The sequence below is a fragment of the Nostoc sp. CALU 1950 genome (assembly GCF_051172895.1).
GTDB lineage: Bacteria > Cyanobacteriota > Cyanobacteriia > Cyanobacteriales > Nostocaceae > Nostoc > Nostoc edaphicum_A.
Map to the genome: position 1 here is coordinate 1 of NZ_JBDNJQ010000057.1, position 16,494 is coordinate 16,494.

The following is a 16,494-nucleotide window of genomic DNA, read 5'->3' on the forward strand; positions in this document are numbered from 1 at the left end:
CGCCGTCTCTACAAAAGACCGATTATTGTAGAGACGGCGATTCATCGCGTCTTTGTGATAAATTATCGAATCTTTGTGATCTAAAGTTTTCATCAAAAAGCCTTAACCAAACCGTATTGAGATATAGGACTCATATTTGATTTTTGAACAAAACTCAGTATACCTTTATTCCTTCTTCCCAGTCCCCAGTCCCCAGTCCCCAGTCCCCAATCCCCAGTCCCTTACCTCTACGAGTGATTCAGAAATCAAATCAGATTGCTATATCACCGCAGTAATTCCTCAACTTGATGTTGGCTCCACAAAGTTCTGTATAAACCCTGTTGTTGTAAAAGTTCTAAATGATTTCCGATCTGAACAATTTTTCCTTTTTCCATCACAAAAATTCGATCAGCCGCCGCCGCCGCGGATAATTGATGGGTAATAAAAATTACTGTTTTGCGCTCTGTACCACTGGAGAGATTGTTGAGGATTTGTGTGGCTGTTTGATTATCCACACTAGAGAGAGCATCATCCAAAATTAACACTGGGGCATTGACCAGCATAGCCCTAGCTAAAGCAGTCCGTTGCCGCTGACCGCCAGAAAGAGTAATACCGCGTTCACCAACAATAGTTTCGTATTGCTGGGGAAAATTGTTAATTTCTGATTCAATTTGAGCAAGTTTAGCAACATATTCTATCTGCTCTTGTTCGCTAACTGGATCGCCATAACGGATATTATTTTTGATTGTGGTGCTAAATAGAAAGCTATCTTGAGGAACGTAGGCGATCGCAGATCGTAAATCTGTCAAAGCTATCTTAGTAATATCCAGCCCATCTAAAAACAACTGTCCTGATTCAATATCCAGCAAGCGCGGCAAAGCATTGGCCAAAGTCGATTTCCCCGAACCAATTGCCCCAACAATCGCTACAGTTTCTCCAGGAGCAATGGTAAAGTTAATATTTGCTAAAGCTGGAGTAGTGGAACCAGGGTAATTGTAGGTAAGATTTTTAGCTGTTAGTTCCCCTTTAAGTTCAGCCATCGGTAGATGTATCGCATCGGCTGCATCTTTAACTTTCGGTGTGACAGAGAGAATAGATTCAAGGCGATCAATACTAACTTCACCCCGTTGGTAGGCAGTAATTGTGAATCCTAAAAGGGCTGTGGGGAAAACCAGACGCTCTACATAAATTAACAGTGCTAAAAAGTCGCCAACCTGAAGTGTTCCAGAAGACATCCGCGCCGCCCCTAGCCAGATAATCACCAGTGAACTGACATTAGCTAGCCCGCCAATTAACGGAAACAGTGTATTTCGGATTTTTGCTAGTTCTAAGTTAGCAGTCAATAGCTGCTGATTTTTCTTAGCAAAAGCTCGACGCTCATTAGCTTCTTGGGCATAGATTTTAATTAAGGCAATGCCACTGATATCCTCCTGAATGAGTTCGCTAATGTCAGAGAGTTGCTCTTGGACTGCTGCTTGTTGTTTGCGTAAGCGATCGCTAAACAGACTCACCAGCAAGAGCATAAAAGGGTACACTGCCAGGGAGGCTAGTGTGAGATCCACACTAATGGCCAGCATTACAGGCAGTGTCAGGGCGTAGGCAAACACAGTATTTGCCAAACTCAAAACTGCAAAACCCAATAAACGCTTGATATTGTCCACATCACTGGTAGCCCGATTAATCAAATCGCCAGCAGTATTACTGGCAAAATAAGCCGGCTCCAGCTTGAGTAAGTGTTCAAAAATCCGTTGTTTCAGGTCAAATTCTACCTGACGCCCCACCCCAAATAGCCAAATGCGGGATGCCATCCGCATTAGCCACATTGCCGAACTAAGTAAGACAATGATCACTACGTAATGTAGTATTTGGTTCCAACTGAAGGTTGTCGAGAGTTTATCGACACCAGCACGAATCAACCAAGGGATATAAACGCCCAGTGCATTAACAGACAACAAAGCCAGAATGCCCAAGGACATTTCCTGCCAATGGGGTCGTAGGTAAGCACTGAGTTTAGCGAGTCGTCGAGATTTTGCCATTCAAGCAATTTTGCAACTTTATCATCATAGATTAACTGCTAGTCCCAGCAGGCAGCTATGCAGAGGGAATGGGGAATGGGGAATGGGGAAGGGTAAAAACCTATTTGGGGACAGTGGGCTAACTAATTCAACCCTTTGCCCTTTACCCTTTACCCTTTACCCCTTTTTTTACTTTATTACCGCTGAACACGCAAGAACCTGTAAACTTCAGCGAGATAACTTTCCCAAGTTCTTGTTGTCAATAGCAACGTTTCTGAATTTGGTACAAAGTCTTCAAGCCGTAACCCGCGTGTGCGAATATCTTGAGGATTTCCTTGTAATAGGTATGGAGGCACTCTCAAATTATAAGAAAGAATGCTATCCCCAGTCACATCAGAGATATTCGCGGCGATGTTTTGTTGCCCTAATGCTACCAGTGTCCCAGATATTGGTGCGGCACTTGCTACATAGGTTTCGCCTGTCATTGCTAGAGGTGCTCTATAAAGGAAATAGGCGACTGCTGGTGTGCTTGCCAACAGCAAAATCGTCAGTGACCAACCTATCAAGTATCCTCCTGGTTTGTCTATTCCACCTCCTTTGATTTTCTGAGCTGCAAGAATCATCAGTAAAACAGAAGCTCCTAGAGGCTTGAGTGGAAAAGATATCATCCTCCACAACGACGCCACAGCTGGTTCGTTGGGGTTAAGAAATGACAGGGCTACGATTACCAAGATAACGACTAAGATTAATCGTCCTACAAAAGTTCCAGAGGGATAAAATCTCTGGAACAGAGAATATACGATAGTGCCAATCAGCAGCCACAGTAGTACCCGGCTTAGCAATAGAAACATAGATTAACTCTCAAATTTTCTGGTGCGGTGAGCCAGTGTGGTGGTGAGGCAGTTCACTTTTTTGATTGGGTTTCCCAAGCCACTGCCTTTTACGGGAGGTAACCCCCGCAACGGAGTGGCTTCCCAGAAGGAACTGCCGTGCATAATTTCCCTGTATAAAACAACTGGCGACTTCCTAGCTTTAGCGACGCTATAAACGTCACCCGTAAGGGCCAACCGAGAGGTTCCGGGAAATGGATTTATTTGATTGTCAAATTGTAATCGCACTGTTTGACTTAAAATACTTCAAACCTCACACCCAAAGACTACTACCGTCGTAGTGATTTTAGTGCAATTTTTTGACACTGCGCCTATTATTTATAATTTTCCAGAAGAGTAATGTAGCACCGGTAAACTAAATTAATTGAGTAATCCACTCAAAAGGAAAAACTATGTCGCCTGGAAAGCCTACCATTTTGGTAACAGGGGGAGCTGGATATATTGGTTCCCATACAGTGCTTGCCTTGAAGCAAGCGGGTTATAACGTTGTCATACTTGATAATCTGGTCTATGGGCATCGTGAACTTGTAGAAAAGGTTTTAGAGGTAGAACTGATTGTTGGGGATACAGGCGATCGCGCTTTGCTAGATGACATATTTAAAACTCACGATATTTCTGCTGTGATGCACTTTTCTGCTTACGCTTACGTAGGAGAATCGGTGACTGACCCAGCCAAATATTACCGGAATAATGTCCTTGGTACTTTTAGCCTGTTAGAAGCGATGCTGGCGGCATCTGTGAAGAAATTTGTCTTTTCTTCTACCTGTGCCACCTATGGGGTACCAGAATTCGTGCCCATTCCAGAAACCCATCCCCAAAATCCGATTAATCCTTATGGCGCTACAAAGCTAATGGTAGAGCGGATTCTCTCTGATTTTGATGTTGCTTACGGTTTCCAATCAGTGCGTTTTCGCTATTTTAATGCTGCTGGTGCTAATCCCAATGGCTTACTCGGCGAGGATCACAACCCAGAAACCCATTTGATTCCCTTGGTGCTAATGACAGCTTTAGGCAAAAGAGAATCCATCTCAATTTTCGGCACCGATTACCCCACACCCGATGGTACTTGTATTCGCGATTATATTCATGTCAACGATTTAGCAGATGCCCATATTTTGGGATTGGAATATTTATTAAAAGGTGGCGATAGCGAAGTTTTTAATTTGGGTAACGGCAGCGGTTTCTCCGTCAGAGAAGTCATTGCCGCAGCCGAAGAAGTGACAGGAATTTCCATACCAGTAGAAGAACGCGATCGCCGTCCTGGCGATCCCCCAATTCTCATCGGTACCAGCGAGAAAGCCAGAACAATCTTAGGCTGGAAACCTCAGTATCCATCCATCCAAGATATTGTCACTCATGCGTGGCAGTGGCATCAAAAGCGACACAAATAGGAGGGGAATGGGGAATGGGGAATGGGGAATGGGGAATGGGGAATGGGGAATGGGGAATAGGAAAGAATAATAATTATTTGCTTCCCCTGCTCCCCCTGCTTCCCCTGCTCCCCCTGCTCCCTCATCTCCCTACTTACTCCCCACTCCGCCTCATATTTTGCAGTACGACAACTAAGATGCCGATAAATCCGAGAATTGGAAGTGCGATCGCCCAAGTTGGTAATTTTTGAGATTCACCCTCTACCAAATCACCATTGACATCTCGTAGGTTTCGTGAATTCTGTGTAGAGCCACCTGCTACAGTAACTTCAAATTTGAAGTTAAAGGGTTTGAATCTTGCCCCGGAGGCTGGTTTTCCATTTAGTTGCAACTCATAAATCCCTGGCTTGGGAAAGACAACTTCTGCTCCTGGGATACCTTTATAGCGTTCAGCTGTCACAGGTTCTAACTGTGGTTCTAGGAGTGGTGGCTCTCCGGTAGCATAAGGTTGGGCATAAACAGCCAACTGACAATTACACTGTGAGAGGGGAATCACCCTTCCACCTCTGCGAGTAAGTGCAAACCAAGCTTGAGAGGGTTCTCCAGCACGGGGATTATCATTTGGTTCAATGTGGAGAGTACCGCCGACATCTCCGGATACTTCCACTTTATGAGCAGATGCAGGGTGCAGATTAGTTATTGATATAACTAAGCAACTCAGGAATAATAAATACTTTATTGTTCCTTGACTCTGCCAAGAAATGTTTTTGAGCGGGTAACGCCTCTGTTTTTGACTCGTTGGCGTGGAGCCAGAAAATAAGGATGATTTACCGCGATTTGGTTGGGGGAACATAAAACTTTTCTACGGCTAACTTTGACCAAAAAAAGCGCGAACGCACCATCAATACACTGAGGGTAATAATTCCCATCAGTACTGCTGCTAATTTATTTCCCCAAGTTGATTGCAAGGAACCCAGGTAATGGGAACCAATCAACACAGCATGAATGGCACTCAAGAGCAAGGCTGGCACACCCAATAGATGAATCTGTCGCCAACGCTTGCCCAAAGATTTTTGCAAAGATTCCCAACTCGTTAAAGCGGCGGGGGACATTAATAACAATGCTACAGCACCCGCAGCCATACCCCACTGAAATTCTGGCGGCAGAAAAGAAAAGGCGGCAAAATTCCATTGCAATGAGTGTTCTATCATGTGGACGGTGTGAACCACAGAAAGCACAAAAGATCCCACCCCCAAGCCCCGGCGATAACGCAGTGGTGAAGCCCACAAGCCACTAATAGGACGCGCAATTAACGCCAAGATTAAGCAAATTAAAGCGGCGTGTCCGGTGTAATCTACCATTGTGTCACCAGTCCGCAACAAGGTGATGACGCCAATGGTGAGCGTCACCCAACCGCCTAATCGAAACAATTGACTGCGCCTGTCTTTACTTACCAATGATGTGGAGACACCTACCCCCAGCATCGTGGGTAGGGTTCCCAAGCCAAAAGCCAGCATAGTAGCTGTACCCATCCATAAATTGCCAGTTTCAGCAGCTTTAATTTGGGCTGCATACAGGAAACCACAGGGCATTAAACCCCAAGTCATCCCCAAAAGCATTGGTGTCCACCATTTGGTTTTTAAGGAAAGCTTAACCATTCCGGTGCTGAGGCGATCGTGTAAACTACCTTGCAATAGGGGATGTAATACGGGAATGCGCGGCAGTAAATCGGGTTTTACTTGTCCTAAGCCAAACCAAATCAGCATTACACCAGTTAGAATTGCCATCCAGCGCCGGAAGTCACTGCCAACACCCGCTAGCTGTCCACCTTGCAACAATACTGAACCCAACGCCCCAATGCCAGCACCGACTAGAGCGTAGCTCAACATTCGCCCCAGGTTTAGCAGAATGTGAAATTTTAATTGCTGTTGCCAAGTGTCAGACTTTTCTAAGGTTGATGTCCGTCCCAAAGAGACTGTTTGCGCTATTTTTGGCTGATGAGACAGGGAAAACGCCACTGTTAAAGGGCCACACATCCCAAAGCAATGTCCAAAACTCCCCAGGAACCCCAGGATTGAAATCAGCAGTAAATCTACCATAAAAAAAGTCCTGAGTTCTGAGTCATGAGTCTTGAGTCTAAAAATAAAGATTTTGAAGAATTAAGAAGAACTTTTTTTCTCTTCTTCTTTGCTCAGTACGGGCTAAACGCCCTGCTACCGCTAACAGTACTCAGCACTCCTCTAGTGCGGCACTGTAACTGAAGTTGCGATCGCTGTCAAAAGACAAAGCGTCAAACTCGATGTTTACTTATGAGGAAAGAAGAAAGCAAATATACCTGGCGATTAGAAATCGTGATAAGTACTTTTCCCTTAGAGCCTATTTATAAAGTAAATATTAAGTAGAGTATATTACGGCTGTGTAGGTATTGGATGGTTTGAGAAAATCTATATTTGTTGCATTTTTATTGACTTGAAAGTTTGAAACTGATATTAAATAATCATTGCTAGTTCGTTCTAATAAAAGGAATTTGTATTGAGGCTTTGAATTAACAATAAACTTATCAACCTAGCAGGAAAATCTTGATTTTACTAAAGTAAACAAAAAACTCATGTAGTAAGATTTAACTAAAACTTTAAACAATTATTTTTTAGTGCATATCATAGTCAAAATCAATGACTTACTTAACTAAAATTAGCAATTTTATTAAAGTTAAATAAATATTAGGCGAATATCTTTAAAAAGATAAAAGCTTTATTTATTAACTTTTGCCTTTTCAAATCAATAGTTAACAACTAAGCCTGAAATAATTTTAATACTTACAGAAAATTGCAAGTAAATGAGGTACACAATGCATGAGTTTAATCAGATATAAACCTTGTCTACTTTGAGAACCGTAGTTTTGTAGGTTGGGTGCAGCGATAGCGTAATCCAACATAAAATTTGGTGGTAATGTTGGGTTGCGTTTCACTCCACCCAACCTACATAAATATATCTTTTAAAAAACTCTAGGTTTCAACATAGATGAGGTTTAAACAATTTTTAACTCTACCTTATGCCTCAAAATACGTAGTTTTGTACTTCCTTTATGCAAAAAAAAACTACTGCAAGAAATCTTTGATTTGCACTTGCCCAGTCATTTGTAAAACTGCTCAAATACATTAAAAACCTATTATGCAAAACACAATTTTAACGGCAGCAATTTTCTTATTTTCATTCATGTTTACACTGAAGGTAGAAGCTGCTGATTTTGAACAGATTTATGTGTTTGGTGACAGTTATTCTGATAATGGGAATTTTTACAAGATCACAAAAAGTGAATTGGGTATAGGTATTCCCCCCCAACCTTACAAAGATGGGCGTTTTTCTAATGGGCCAGTCTGGGTGGAATATCTTGCACAAGATATGGGCTTAAATCCCTCTAACATTACTAACCTTGCTGTTGGTGGTGCTGAATCTGGGTTATATAACGTTACTATACCTCCTATACCTGGTTTATATTTAACAGGAGTCTTATCTCAGATTAAGAAATTTACAGCAGTTAATAAGTCGGTTAACCCAAATGCGCTTTATATCGTGTGGGGCGGTACGAATGATTTCCTTTACTCTCAAAGTGCTGTAAATCCTAGCCAACCAGTTACAAATATATCAACAGCGGTGCGTGCTCTTGCCAATGTTGGGGCTAAAAATATCCTAGTGGCTAATTTATTCAATTTGGGAGACTTACCGGGTACAAGAAATAGTTCAACCTCCACACAACTTAATGATTCGATCACTGAATATAATATCGAGTTGATTAAAAGCCTCGATTCTTTAAGCCAAGAACTAAATAATGTAAACATCATTTTTTTAGATGTTAATTATTTATTTAAACAACTTTTAGCTAATTCTAGACAATATGAGTTTACAAATGTACTCGACTCTTGCATAGGAAACTCAGTTTTAATAACTATACCAGCTTCTACTCCATCATTTGAATGTAAAGCCAACCCAGACAGGTTCTTATTCTGGGACAGCATCCATCCTACAACTGCTGGTCATAAAATTATCGCGGAATATGCAGCTTCAGTGTTAAAGTCTCAACCTATCTTGAAGTCTTTTAAGAAATTAGGAAAATCTAGAAAATAGAACTATTCCTTGAAGGAGGCAGAAGCAGTAAATCAGGATTTATTCGGACTGGCTGGAAGTAAAGGAACAATTTCAGCGCACACAGAACAACAAAAAACTACTGAGACTTCATGAGAAAATTTTGATGTTGATCTAGACGATGATTAATTCATTCTGACTGGGGATTTGCGCTACCTTAAGTCAGGAAGCCAAGGATAAATTACATGAAAAAATGGATTTGGCTGATGCTGTTGGTGCTGATGGCAGTTGCTGTGGTGGGTAGCAGAGGGAGCACATTTTTTGAACAGCGTCCCTCACCAGCAATTGTTGAGCGCACTCCAGTGGAAACATCCCAACCACAGCCAGAGTTACAGGAAGTTGACAATACCCTACAAGTGTCTGCTGACAAGCTGTTAAACCATATCCAAAAGTTAAATTTTCAGCGCTACACAACACAAGAGCGATCGCTTACTCGCACTTATATCACAACTGAACTCACAAAATTAGGCTGGAAACCTAAATTAGAAAAGTTCTCTGACGGTGTGAATATTTTTGCTGAACGCCCAGGAACTAACAAAGCCGCTAAAGCAATTCTTGTGGGAGCGCATTACGACACTGTTGCTTCATCGCCCGGTGCCGATGATAATGCCAGCGGTATAGCCGTATTGCTGGAAGTAGCTCGGTTACTCGGTTCTCGTCCCACGCCACGGACGTTACAGCTAGCTTTTTTTGACCAGGAGGAAATAGGACTTTTGGGTAGTCAGGCTTTTGTGAGCAAGACAGCACGCTTGCAAAATTTAGGCGGAGCGATCGTCATGGATATGGTAGGTTATGCATGTTACACTCCTGGGTGTCAAAAATACCCTGCTGGATTGCCTGTTACCCCACCTAGCGACAAGGGCGACTTTTTGGCAGTAGTCGGTGATACAGAACATTTGCCTTTACTGAATGCCTTTCAAAACTCGCAGAACGTCCCCTCAATCGCCCTGAATAAAGAAGAATCAAATCTGCCAGCAGTCTTGACACTGCCGATTCCTTTTAAAGGTTTACTGACACCCGATACCCTACGCAGCGACCATGCACCATTTTGGTATCAAGGTGTGGGTGCTGTGCTGGTCACAGATACCGCAAATTTACGCACTCCCCACTATCATCAACCTAGCGATGTTCCAGCGACTATCGAGCGATCGTTCTTCACAGGAGCAGCACAGATTGTAGTCAATGCGACTACTGCCTTGTTAGAGAAGACCGAAGTTTTGGAAACTCAACCACCAAACTGATTCATAAATTATGAATTATCTTGACTAGTACAGCACGGCGGAAATAAACCACCCATTCCCAATCAACAAAACCCTTACGCTGTCTTCATTTTTAATTTTTAATTTTTAATTTTTAATTCCGCCTTGCGGTACTAGTGTTTGGTTCAGGGAAAGTTAACGTCCAGTTATCTTTATTGTTGATCTGGAAGTACAAACCTCGGAGAATAAGCCGCAGAGCTGTTCGAGTTCTAATAAATTTCCTCACCAGATAAGTGCCTGGTTCAGCCAAGATATCATTAAAGTTTTTTCTATAACCAAATTGTTTTGAACAGTAACTGCCAGCACCTTGGACTGTTAACACAAAAAATGGAGATTGTTTGTATTCATCAGGAATCATAAAGATGCCATATACATGGTGACGACCACGCCACGGCTGAACAATAACTTTAGTAGCGCGTACTTGGAATTTTGTAGTTTTTGATGTGAGAAAAGTCTCGAAATTGCAATCAGAGTTATTCACAGGCCACCACAGTGTAATAATACTCAGGGAGAGCAGCAAGATTAAAATATAGCGGAGTCTGTGACGCATAAATCTAAGAAAAAGTTTTGAGGCGGCTGGTAGAATTTGATGAGTAATGATAATGCAGCTACAGCGGTAAGACTATCCACCTGCAACACCTCTGCAACACGTTCTACAAGTCATTTTCATTGTTAATTAGTCATTAGTACTAATGACCAATTACTAATTACTAAGAGGATGTTTGAAAAGTCCTCTTATCGGGATATAAAATTTTAGATCCCCCTAAATTCCCCTTAAAAAGGGGGACTTTAAGAAGTTTCCCCCCTTTTTTAACTACGGTGTACACACAAATCCTAAAAACCTAGCTTGATAAGACTTTCCTCGTTCCCAGTCTCCGACTGGGAATGCATTCATTGAGTCAGAGACTCAATGCCAGATTGGAGGCAGAGCCTCCACTAGGAGCATTCCCATGTAGAACATGGGAACGAGATCAAAACGAGGTAAACGAGATAAACGAGAGAAGAATGGAAAATCAAGCTTTTTTCGACTTGTGTGTACACCGTAGCCCTTTTTTAAGGGGGGCTAGGGGGGATCGAAAAGTGCCTTAAATCACAGCAAAACACTTTTAAAATAACCTCTAAATCGGCAGGTGGCTATTCCTTCCATTCCTGTTGTTGGGATGGGATTAACACTGATTTTTTGACCCCATATATAAATCTAGTTACTCTGAATAAATAATTTTTGATTGTCGCTGTTACAGTATTAAACCTAGCTGAGAAACAATCGAGCTTTTGTGGCTGTTAACACTGATTTATGCTCAATTTTTTAGCTGTGATAAATTCTACAATTTGTTGCTTTTGTTATGCTTTTGATGTGGCTCTGTTTGGATCAGCAGTTACTTTGAGGAGATCAGAGCGTAGGCGTAGCCCGTCGTAGACATCGCAATCAAGTTCAGGAAAAAATCTACTTTTATTTTTAGGCAATTAATGGGGTAGTCAAATACACAAATATCCGTTATATTCCCGTAAGTAACACTTGGTATAAATATTTATGGGAATAAGTTGGAGAAGTCTTAAGACAGTTGCGGGTTTCTTTGGTGCGATTATACTTACATCGTTCGGGACAAATGCTTCGGCCATTGCGGCTGACACAGTTGTGGTGCGTTTGGGTTTATTTACAGAATCCATCTCTCTTGCTGAGTTACAAAAGGCTGCAAAAACTGGAAAATTACCTGGAAGTTTGCAGCCTTACGCTAAAGGATTATCTGAAGAACAACGCCGCTTTTTCTTAGGGGCGCTAGGTATGAATATACCGATGAATGTTGTCACCATTAATCGGTTAGTTAATACCCAGATTGGCACAACTATTCTCAATGACTTTGCTACAGCTTTAGCCCGAAAAGACAAAGCTGGGGTACAAGCACTGAGAGCAGGATTAGTATTAGGCTCTACTGCACCGCAGGGTCTTTCTATACTGAGTTTTATCGCCGCTTATCCCAGTAAACGCCTAGAAATTGATTTGCCACAGGCTTTTGTGGTTGCAGGGAGTTTGAATACAGCTTTTTGGCGTACTCAACAATTTATGCTAGCGATCGCTCCCCAACTCGACCCCATAACACCACAGCCTAGAACACCACAGGTTGCTTTCCCTTTTGATCCGAGTCAAGCAGGAAGCGCTCAAGTAAAAATACTCAACTTAAGCCTAAATGACCAAAAGCGCGATCGCAAAATCCCAGTTGATGTTTACTGGTCAACTGCTGCAACTCCCGACAAACCTGTAATTGTCTTTTCTCACGGCTTCGGTTCAGTCCGCACGGACTTGCGTTACCTAGCAGAACATTTTGCATCCCACGGTTATGTAGTAGCAGCTTTAGAACATCCCGGTAGTAATGAGGCAAATACTAACTTGGCATTACAAGGTAAAACCAGAATTGTAAAGCCTCAAGAGTTTTTGGATCGTCCTCAAGATATTAGTTTTGTTCTCGACGAATTAGAAAAGCTCAACCAAACGGCTAATAATCCCCTTGTTGGGAAACTTGCAACTACGAACGCGATGGTTGTTGGCTATTCTTTTGGTGGTGGTACAGCTTTAACAATTGCTGGAGCCGAGTTACAACTGGAACATCTCAAACAACGCTGCAAAAAGAACTTGACTAGCTTAAGTCTGGCAGAAGGTATGCAGTGCATCGCTGAAGAATTGCCAGAAAATAGCTATCAACTACGGGATACTAGAATCAAACAGGCGATCGCTCTTAATCCAACAACTTCTCTGATTTTTGGCAAAACTGGGTTAACTAAGGTGCAAGTTCCTACCCTAGTATTAGCAGGTTCCGCAGATAAAACTACCCCAGCTTTAACTGAACAAATTGTGGGATTTGACAAAATTCCATCCCCCAAATGGCTAGCTGGTATACTTGGGGGTACTCATCTAAGTGTAAAAGATCCCAGTACCACTTTGGATCAGGCAGGACAACCGAATACACCGATTAGTGGCGGTGAAGTGGTGGGTGAACAAGCCGCTGATGTACGTAAGTACGTTAAAGCTATAGCTTTGGCCTTTGCTGCACAGATGACTCCAGAAGCTAAAAACTACGCTGTGTTTCTGACATCAGATTATGCCCAGTTTGCTTCAACTCCCGCATTCCCATTTCGCTTAATTACCCAGATTCCTCCTGATGCTATGGCAGTGGTGAAAGAATTTGTTGATAAATAAGGGCCTTCCAATTCAAAAAATATCCAATTTTTTTGTAAGGGAACCAGTGCGTTGCCAAGGGTTGTCTGAGGGTCGTTTTCCCCCAATAGCACAGCCTCTCATGGAGTAGAGGCTGTGCCAACAAGTCTGCATACCACTACGAAGAAGGAAGCTTTAACAGTAGGGATACGGGGAACACTAGAAGCAGCAGATCATCCAGCCTCCCCATCCCCTTGTCCTTTCAATAAAATTGGACTTAATTTTTGAGATTTTACTTAAATAAAATTATACAAACTTGATATTAACTTTATAGTTGCTGCTAAGTCAATTTTAAAATTTTACAGTAAAAATAAGTATTTATATATAAACTTTATAATTGTTTTGTTAAAAATAATAGAAGCTTAAGAGTGTAAAAAAAATCGGAGTATCTGCTGGATAATACATATGTATTCTGACTACAATGCCAAAAATTAATGAACACAAGTAGTTTCTTGGTACAAAAATATGTTTGTGTATTGATTGGCGTAAATTTGTTTAAATTCACAAAAATGGTAGAAAATTTTTATCTGCAACAAGCCACAAATAAACCAAAAATAAAAAAATCAAGGCTTTTTTGTTGATTTAGATAATAATTAGTTCCCGATACATAATATTATAAAACTGATTTTGGATTCAGAATTAAACAATTAGTCCATTTCACTCAAGCTCATGCAACTCTATACAACTCGTGAAATCGAACAACTCCAGCAACATGAAGACCTTCCTTACTTAATTGAAATTATGGAGTGGGTGAAAAATTTTTTAGGAAGGCCTCATCCTAACTTAGGAAGAACTGGTGCAGTTTGCCCTTTTGTACCTTTATCTCTCAAGTCAAATACTATTCGTCTGGCAGTTATTCGCACAAAAGATTTGTATTCAGAACAATTAGAAGATGTTGTTGGACGCTACCGAGATATCTTTCTTGAAATGGATATTAAAGAGCAGGAATTAGCAATCAATAAAGCTTTTTTACTTATCTTTCCTGACGTTCATATAGAAGACGCTACTAAACTAATAGATAGTGTCCAACAAAAACTTAAACCTTTGTTTGTTGAATCAGGACTGATGATAGGAGAATTTCATAAACGTAATGACAGTCCTGGTTTGCACAACCCAAACTTTCGTCCACTTCGTAGCCCTATTCCCTTGTTGGCTATCCGGTTTATGGTTGAAGCTGACCTTCCATTTCTTCAGAGTCCGACTGATCCACGCTTACGTATTCGGTATCTGGAAGCTTATTTAAAGCGTTTTGGTAATAAATTTATAGATGAAACAAAGTTTAAAAATGCTCATCAAGCATTGGCTTTAGCGAAAGAACAACTTCAAAAAGAAAATTTACTGAGTTATTGCACATAAATAAAATGGCCAAAGAAATAGAGCGGAAATATTTAGTGAGAGGAAATAGCTGGAGAGGATTAGCTGAGGGTATTGTTTATCGTCAAGGATACATTGCCACACAAGACAAAGGGACTGTACGTATACGTATAGTAGGAGAAAAAAGTTATTTGACAATTAAAGGCCCTAATATTAAATATTCCAGATTAGAGTTTGAGTATCCTATTCCTCTTGAAGATGCTCAAGAAATGCTTGAGACATTGTGTGAACGTCCCTTTATAGAAAAAATCAGATATAAAATAGAGTTGGGCGGTTTAATTTGGGAAATAGATGAGTTTGATGGTGTTAATAAAGGACTAATTTTAGCAGAAGTTGAACTCAGTGATGAAAACCAACAATTTGAACTACCAACCTGGATTGGAGAAGAAGTTTCTGATGACTTCAGATATTTCAACAGTAATCTAGTAAAACACCCTTTTTCACAATGGTAATGGCCGAAATATTGGTGATAAGCACACCCTTATGGGGAAGCAAGCTACACGCACCCTCTCCCACATATAGCCAGCCATTTTCAATCCGGTGAGGTAAAGGTGTGCAAATAGACCTAACCCCCTAACCGCCTTCGGGAAGGCGGTTAGGGGGTTAGGTCAAAATTGTACTTCACGCTTGTCGAGAAACGCTATAGCGTCATTACGAATTACGATTCACAAAATTAAAAAGGGGGATTTTGGGGATCTAAAATTTTTGATACCGACAAGAGGACTTTTCAAACATCCTTTACGAGACACTACACAGACGCTTACGCCAGAAAATCTCCTAAGCTTGCAATGCTTTAAACCACTTATTCAAAACGGTGCTGATGGTTTTCTTAATTTGATGGTTACGACTCCACTTTTGGAATGCCATTTCATACTCTTCACCTTTAATTTGAAAGGTATTCCAGACATCCAGTCCTACAGGTAATCCGCAGAATAGTAAAATATACAGCGACCAAGAAATTCCGCCACCAGCAATTAAATCAACCAGTATCAAAAAGCCATTGAAAATTGCATAATTGCCTACACGCTTCTGAAATCTTCTGATACGGTAAGCGTCAAAAGCTTTTCGTTGTTGGACTTGTCCCTGTTGGACTACCCAATCACGCTCTGCTAATTTTAAAGATTCAGGTGAAATTTCTAACTCAGCAGCAATTTCTAATATCTGTTCATAAGAAAATTCTGTGTCTTTGTCATCAGCTTGACGAGCGATCGCTAAGTGCAGAATTTGCTGAACATCTTCTTGGCTATAAGAGCGGAGGCTCTTGGGTTCAAATGTCGTCATAATTCTTTCTCTTAATATTACTTTCAATAGAAATTTGCTACCCGATAGATTTTCAGCAGCGACGCTAGTACTATTTCCATTATTCTTACATTAGCAAATCTAGATGCTGTCCTGCATTGAATGTATTGGATTTTTAACTTTGAGTAAAAAGCGTCTATCTCTCGTCTATTTTTGGTTGTCGATAGGCATAAATATCTTGAATAACTTGTACCCAACCGTTAGAGACAGATTCGAGGATGCGATCGCCTTTTTCTTTTGTTGCGGTAGTCGCATCGCCAATTACTCCGCTTTTACTGATATCTCGCGTCACCCAAGCCACAGGTAACTTACCCTCCAAACTCAGTAAACTACTTTCTGACTGTTCTGGTGGATATTCTGCAACAGCTTTCTCTAGCTTCACTTGTTCTGGCAAAATCGATAACATAATGCTAGTTTCAGCGTCTCCAGCGTGCATTCCTCGCGCTGCCTCTTTCGGAGTCAATAAATCTTTAGTTATATGAGGCACGCGCCAAGTAAACAAGGGGAATACCAAAAAGTCATCATATTTAACGTGCAAATCTCGCGCCGCCATTTGCATAACTTGGGGTTGTCCGCCGTGGGAGTTCATTAACACCAGTTTTCTAAAGCCAGCCCGGTAAATACTTTCTCCCACTTCCATAATGATTGCCGTGAGAGTTGCCGTACTTAGGGTAATCGTACCGGGAAAGTGCCAGTGTTCGTTAGATTTGCCATAATAAAGGTTTGGTAAAGCATAAGCGGGAATACTGGCATCCAGCTTTTCCATTGCTTTTCCCAGCACCCCCACACCGATCGCAGCATCTACAATCAAAGGCAAATGAGGGCCATGTTGCTCAATTGCCCCTACTGGCTGGATGATTACCACGTTTTCCTTATCTGGCATTGCCTGAATATCAGTCCAGGTAAGGTAGGGAAAAAAGCGTTCTGGTGGAATGAAGCTATGCATATTAGTTA

General features: G+C 41.4%; 14 protein-coding genes. 6 read left to right on the forward strand and 8 right to left on the reverse strand.

Features of this window, described 5'->3' with window-relative positions; translation table 11 throughout:
- Positions 1-263: 263 nt before the first annotated feature.
- The 3 genes from ABF638_RS16900 to ABF638_RS16910 all read right to left on the reverse strand — a co-directional run bounded on the left by ABF638_RS16900 (position 264) and on the right by ABF638_RS16910 (position 3,112).
- Positions 264-2,015 carry an ABC transporter ATP-binding protein gene (locus tag ABF638_RS16900; protein ID WP_435024009.1) on the reverse strand — a complete coding sequence of 584 codons (1,752 nt, stop codon included), beginning with the start codon at positions 2,013-2,015 and terminating at the stop codon, positions 264-266.
- A 176-nt stretch (positions 2,016-2,191) separates the two neighbouring features.
- The gene (locus tag ABF638_RS16905; RefSeq protein ID WP_435024011.1) at positions 2,192-2,845 is read right to left on the reverse strand and encodes a hypothetical protein; all 654 of its coding nucleotides are present in this window, start codon (positions 2,843-2,845) and stop codon (positions 2,192-2,194) included.
- Positions 2,846-2,848: 3 nt separating this feature from the next.
- A complete protein-coding gene (locus ABF638_RS16910) occupies positions 2,849-3,112 on the reverse strand; it encodes a hypothetical protein (protein ID WP_435024013.1) in 264 nt (87 codons plus the stop codon).
- Between the two features lie 164 nt (positions 3,113-3,276).
- On the opposite strand from ABF638_RS16910, the gene galE reads away from it, so the two are divergent.
- Positions 3,277-4,275, forward strand: a complete 999-nt coding sequence (gene galE, locus ABF638_RS16915) for a UDP-glucose 4-epimerase GalE (RefSeq protein ID WP_435024015.1) — start codon at positions 3,277-3,279, stop codon at positions 4,273-4,275.
- A gap of 133 nt (positions 4,276-4,408) precedes the next feature.
- Here the strand turns inward: galE and ABF638_RS16920 are convergent, their stop codons facing one another.
- Both ABF638_RS16920 and ABF638_RS16925 read right to left on the reverse strand, forming a co-directional pair.
- Positions 4,409-5,107, reverse strand: coding sequence for a hypothetical protein (locus tag ABF638_RS16920; RefSeq protein ID WP_435024016.1), 699 nt, complete (start codon positions 5,105-5,107; stop codon positions 4,409-4,411).
- Entirely contained in the window at positions 5,082-6,353 is a 1,272-nt protein-coding gene (locus tag ABF638_RS16925) for an urease accessory protein UreH domain-containing protein (RefSeq protein ID WP_435024018.1), read from the reverse strand. The genes ABF638_RS16920 and ABF638_RS16925 overlap by 26 nt, the downstream gene beginning before the upstream one ends.
- 1,072 nt (positions 6,354-7,425) lie before the next feature.
- On the opposite strand from ABF638_RS16925, the gene ABF638_RS16930 reads away from it, so the two are divergent.
- Both ABF638_RS16930 and ABF638_RS16935 read left to right on the forward strand, forming a co-directional pair.
- The gene (locus tag ABF638_RS16930; RefSeq protein ID WP_435024019.1) at positions 7,426-8,379 is read left to right on the forward strand and encodes an SGNH/GDSL hydrolase family protein; all 954 of its coding nucleotides are present in this window, start codon (positions 7,426-7,428) and stop codon (positions 8,377-8,379) included.
- Between the two features lie 203 nt (positions 8,380-8,582).
- Positions 8,583-9,638: a M28 family peptidase gene (locus ABF638_RS16935; RefSeq protein WP_435024020.1), complete on the forward strand. Its 1,056-nt coding sequence runs from the start codon at positions 8,583-8,585 to the stop codon at positions 9,636-9,638.
- A gap of 112 nt (positions 9,639-9,750) precedes the next feature.
- Here the strand turns inward: ABF638_RS16935 and ABF638_RS16940 are convergent, their stop codons facing one another.
- Complete coding sequence (locus ABF638_RS16940) at positions 9,751-10,206, reverse strand: hypothetical protein (RefSeq protein ID WP_435024021.1); 456 nt, start codon at positions 10,204-10,206, stop codon at positions 9,751-9,753.
- 981 nt (positions 10,207-11,187) lie between these two features.
- Here ABF638_RS16940 and ABF638_RS16945 point away from each other — a divergent pair.
- From ABF638_RS16945 to ABF638_RS16955, 3 genes are all read left to right on the forward strand, one after another.
- Positions 11,188-12,849 carry an alpha/beta hydrolase gene (locus ABF638_RS16945; RefSeq protein ID WP_435024023.1) on the forward strand — a complete coding sequence of 554 codons (1,662 nt, stop codon included), beginning with the start codon at positions 11,188-11,190 and terminating at the stop codon, positions 12,847-12,849.
- A gap of 687 nt (positions 12,850-13,536) precedes the next feature.
- Positions 13,537-14,223 (forward strand): DUF6875 domain-containing protein, encoded by a 687-nt coding sequence (locus ABF638_RS16950; protein WP_435024025.1) that lies wholly within the window; start codon positions 13,537-13,539, stop codon positions 14,221-14,223.
- Positions 14,224-14,228: 5 nt separating this feature from the next.
- The gene (locus ABF638_RS16955; RefSeq protein ID WP_435024027.1) at positions 14,229-14,693 is read left to right on the forward strand and encodes a CYTH domain-containing protein; all 465 of its coding nucleotides are present in this window, start codon (positions 14,229-14,231) and stop codon (positions 14,691-14,693) included.
- 325 nt (positions 14,694-15,018) lie between these two features.
- Here ABF638_RS16955 and ABF638_RS16960 read toward each other — a convergent pair whose 3' ends face one another.
- Both ABF638_RS16960 and ABF638_RS16965 read right to left on the reverse strand, forming a co-directional pair.
- Positions 15,019-15,522 carry a 2TM domain-containing protein gene (locus ABF638_RS16960; protein ID WP_435024028.1) on the reverse strand — a complete coding sequence of 168 codons (504 nt, stop codon included), beginning with the start codon at positions 15,520-15,522 and terminating at the stop codon, positions 15,019-15,021.
- A 154-nt stretch (positions 15,523-15,676) separates the two neighbouring features.
- The gene (locus ABF638_RS16965) at positions 15,677-16,486 is read right to left on the reverse strand and encodes a creatininase family protein (protein WP_435024029.1); all 810 of its coding nucleotides are present in this window, start codon (positions 16,484-16,486) and stop codon (positions 15,677-15,679) included.
- Positions 16,487-16,494 lie beyond the last annotated feature (8 nt).

What these genes read in the sequence shown, in the direction of transcription:
- ABF638_RS16940 (WP_435024021.1), bottom strand. Translation starts at nt 10,206, where the DNA reads ATGCGTCACAGACTCCGCTATATTTTAATCTTGCTGCTCTCCCTGAGT.
- ABF638_RS16945 (WP_435024023.1), top strand. Translation starts at nt 11,188, where the DNA reads ATGGGAATAAGTTGGAGAAGTCTTAAGACAGTTGCGGGTTTCTTTGGT.
- ABF638_RS16935 (WP_435024020.1), top strand. Translation starts at nt 8,583, where the DNA reads ATGAAAAAATGGATTTGGCTGATGCTGTTGGTGCTGATGGCAGTTGCT.
- ABF638_RS16965 (WP_435024029.1), bottom strand. Translation starts at nt 16,486, where the DNA reads ATGCATAGCTTCATTCCACCAGAACGCTTTTTTCCCTACCTTACCTGG.
- ABF638_RS16950 (WP_435024025.1), top strand. Translation starts at nt 13,537, where the DNA reads ATGCAACTCTATACAACTCGTGAAATCGAACAACTCCAGCAACATGAA.
- ABF638_RS16905 (WP_435024011.1), bottom strand. Translation starts at nt 2,845, where the DNA reads ATGTTTCTATTGCTAAGCCGGGTACTACTGTGGCTGCTGATTGGCACT.
- ABF638_RS16920 (WP_435024016.1), bottom strand. Translation starts at nt 5,107, where the DNA reads ATGTTCCCCCAACCAAATCGCGGTAAATCATCCTTATTTTCTGGCTCC.
- ABF638_RS16960 (WP_435024028.1), bottom strand. Translation starts at nt 15,522, where the DNA reads ATGACGACATTTGAACCCAAGAGCCTCCGCTCTTATAGCCAAGAAGAT.
- galE (WP_435024015.1), top strand. Translation starts at nt 3,277, where the DNA reads ATGTCGCCTGGAAAGCCTACCATTTTGGTAACAGGGGGAGCTGGATAT.
- ABF638_RS16955 (WP_435024027.1), top strand. Translation starts at nt 14,229, where the DNA reads ATGGCCAAAGAAATAGAGCGGAAATATTTAGTGAGAGGAAATAGCTGG.
- ABF638_RS16930 (WP_435024019.1), top strand. Translation starts at nt 7,426, where the DNA reads ATGCAAAACACAATTTTAACGGCAGCAATTTTCTTATTTTCATTCATG.
- ABF638_RS16925 (WP_435024018.1), bottom strand. Translation starts at nt 6,353, where the DNA reads ATGGTAGATTTACTGCTGATTTCAATCCTGGGGTTCCTGGGGAGTTTT.
- ABF638_RS16900 (WP_435024009.1), bottom strand. Translation starts at nt 2,015, where the DNA reads ATGGCAAAATCTCGACGACTCGCTAAACTCAGTGCTTACCTACGACCC.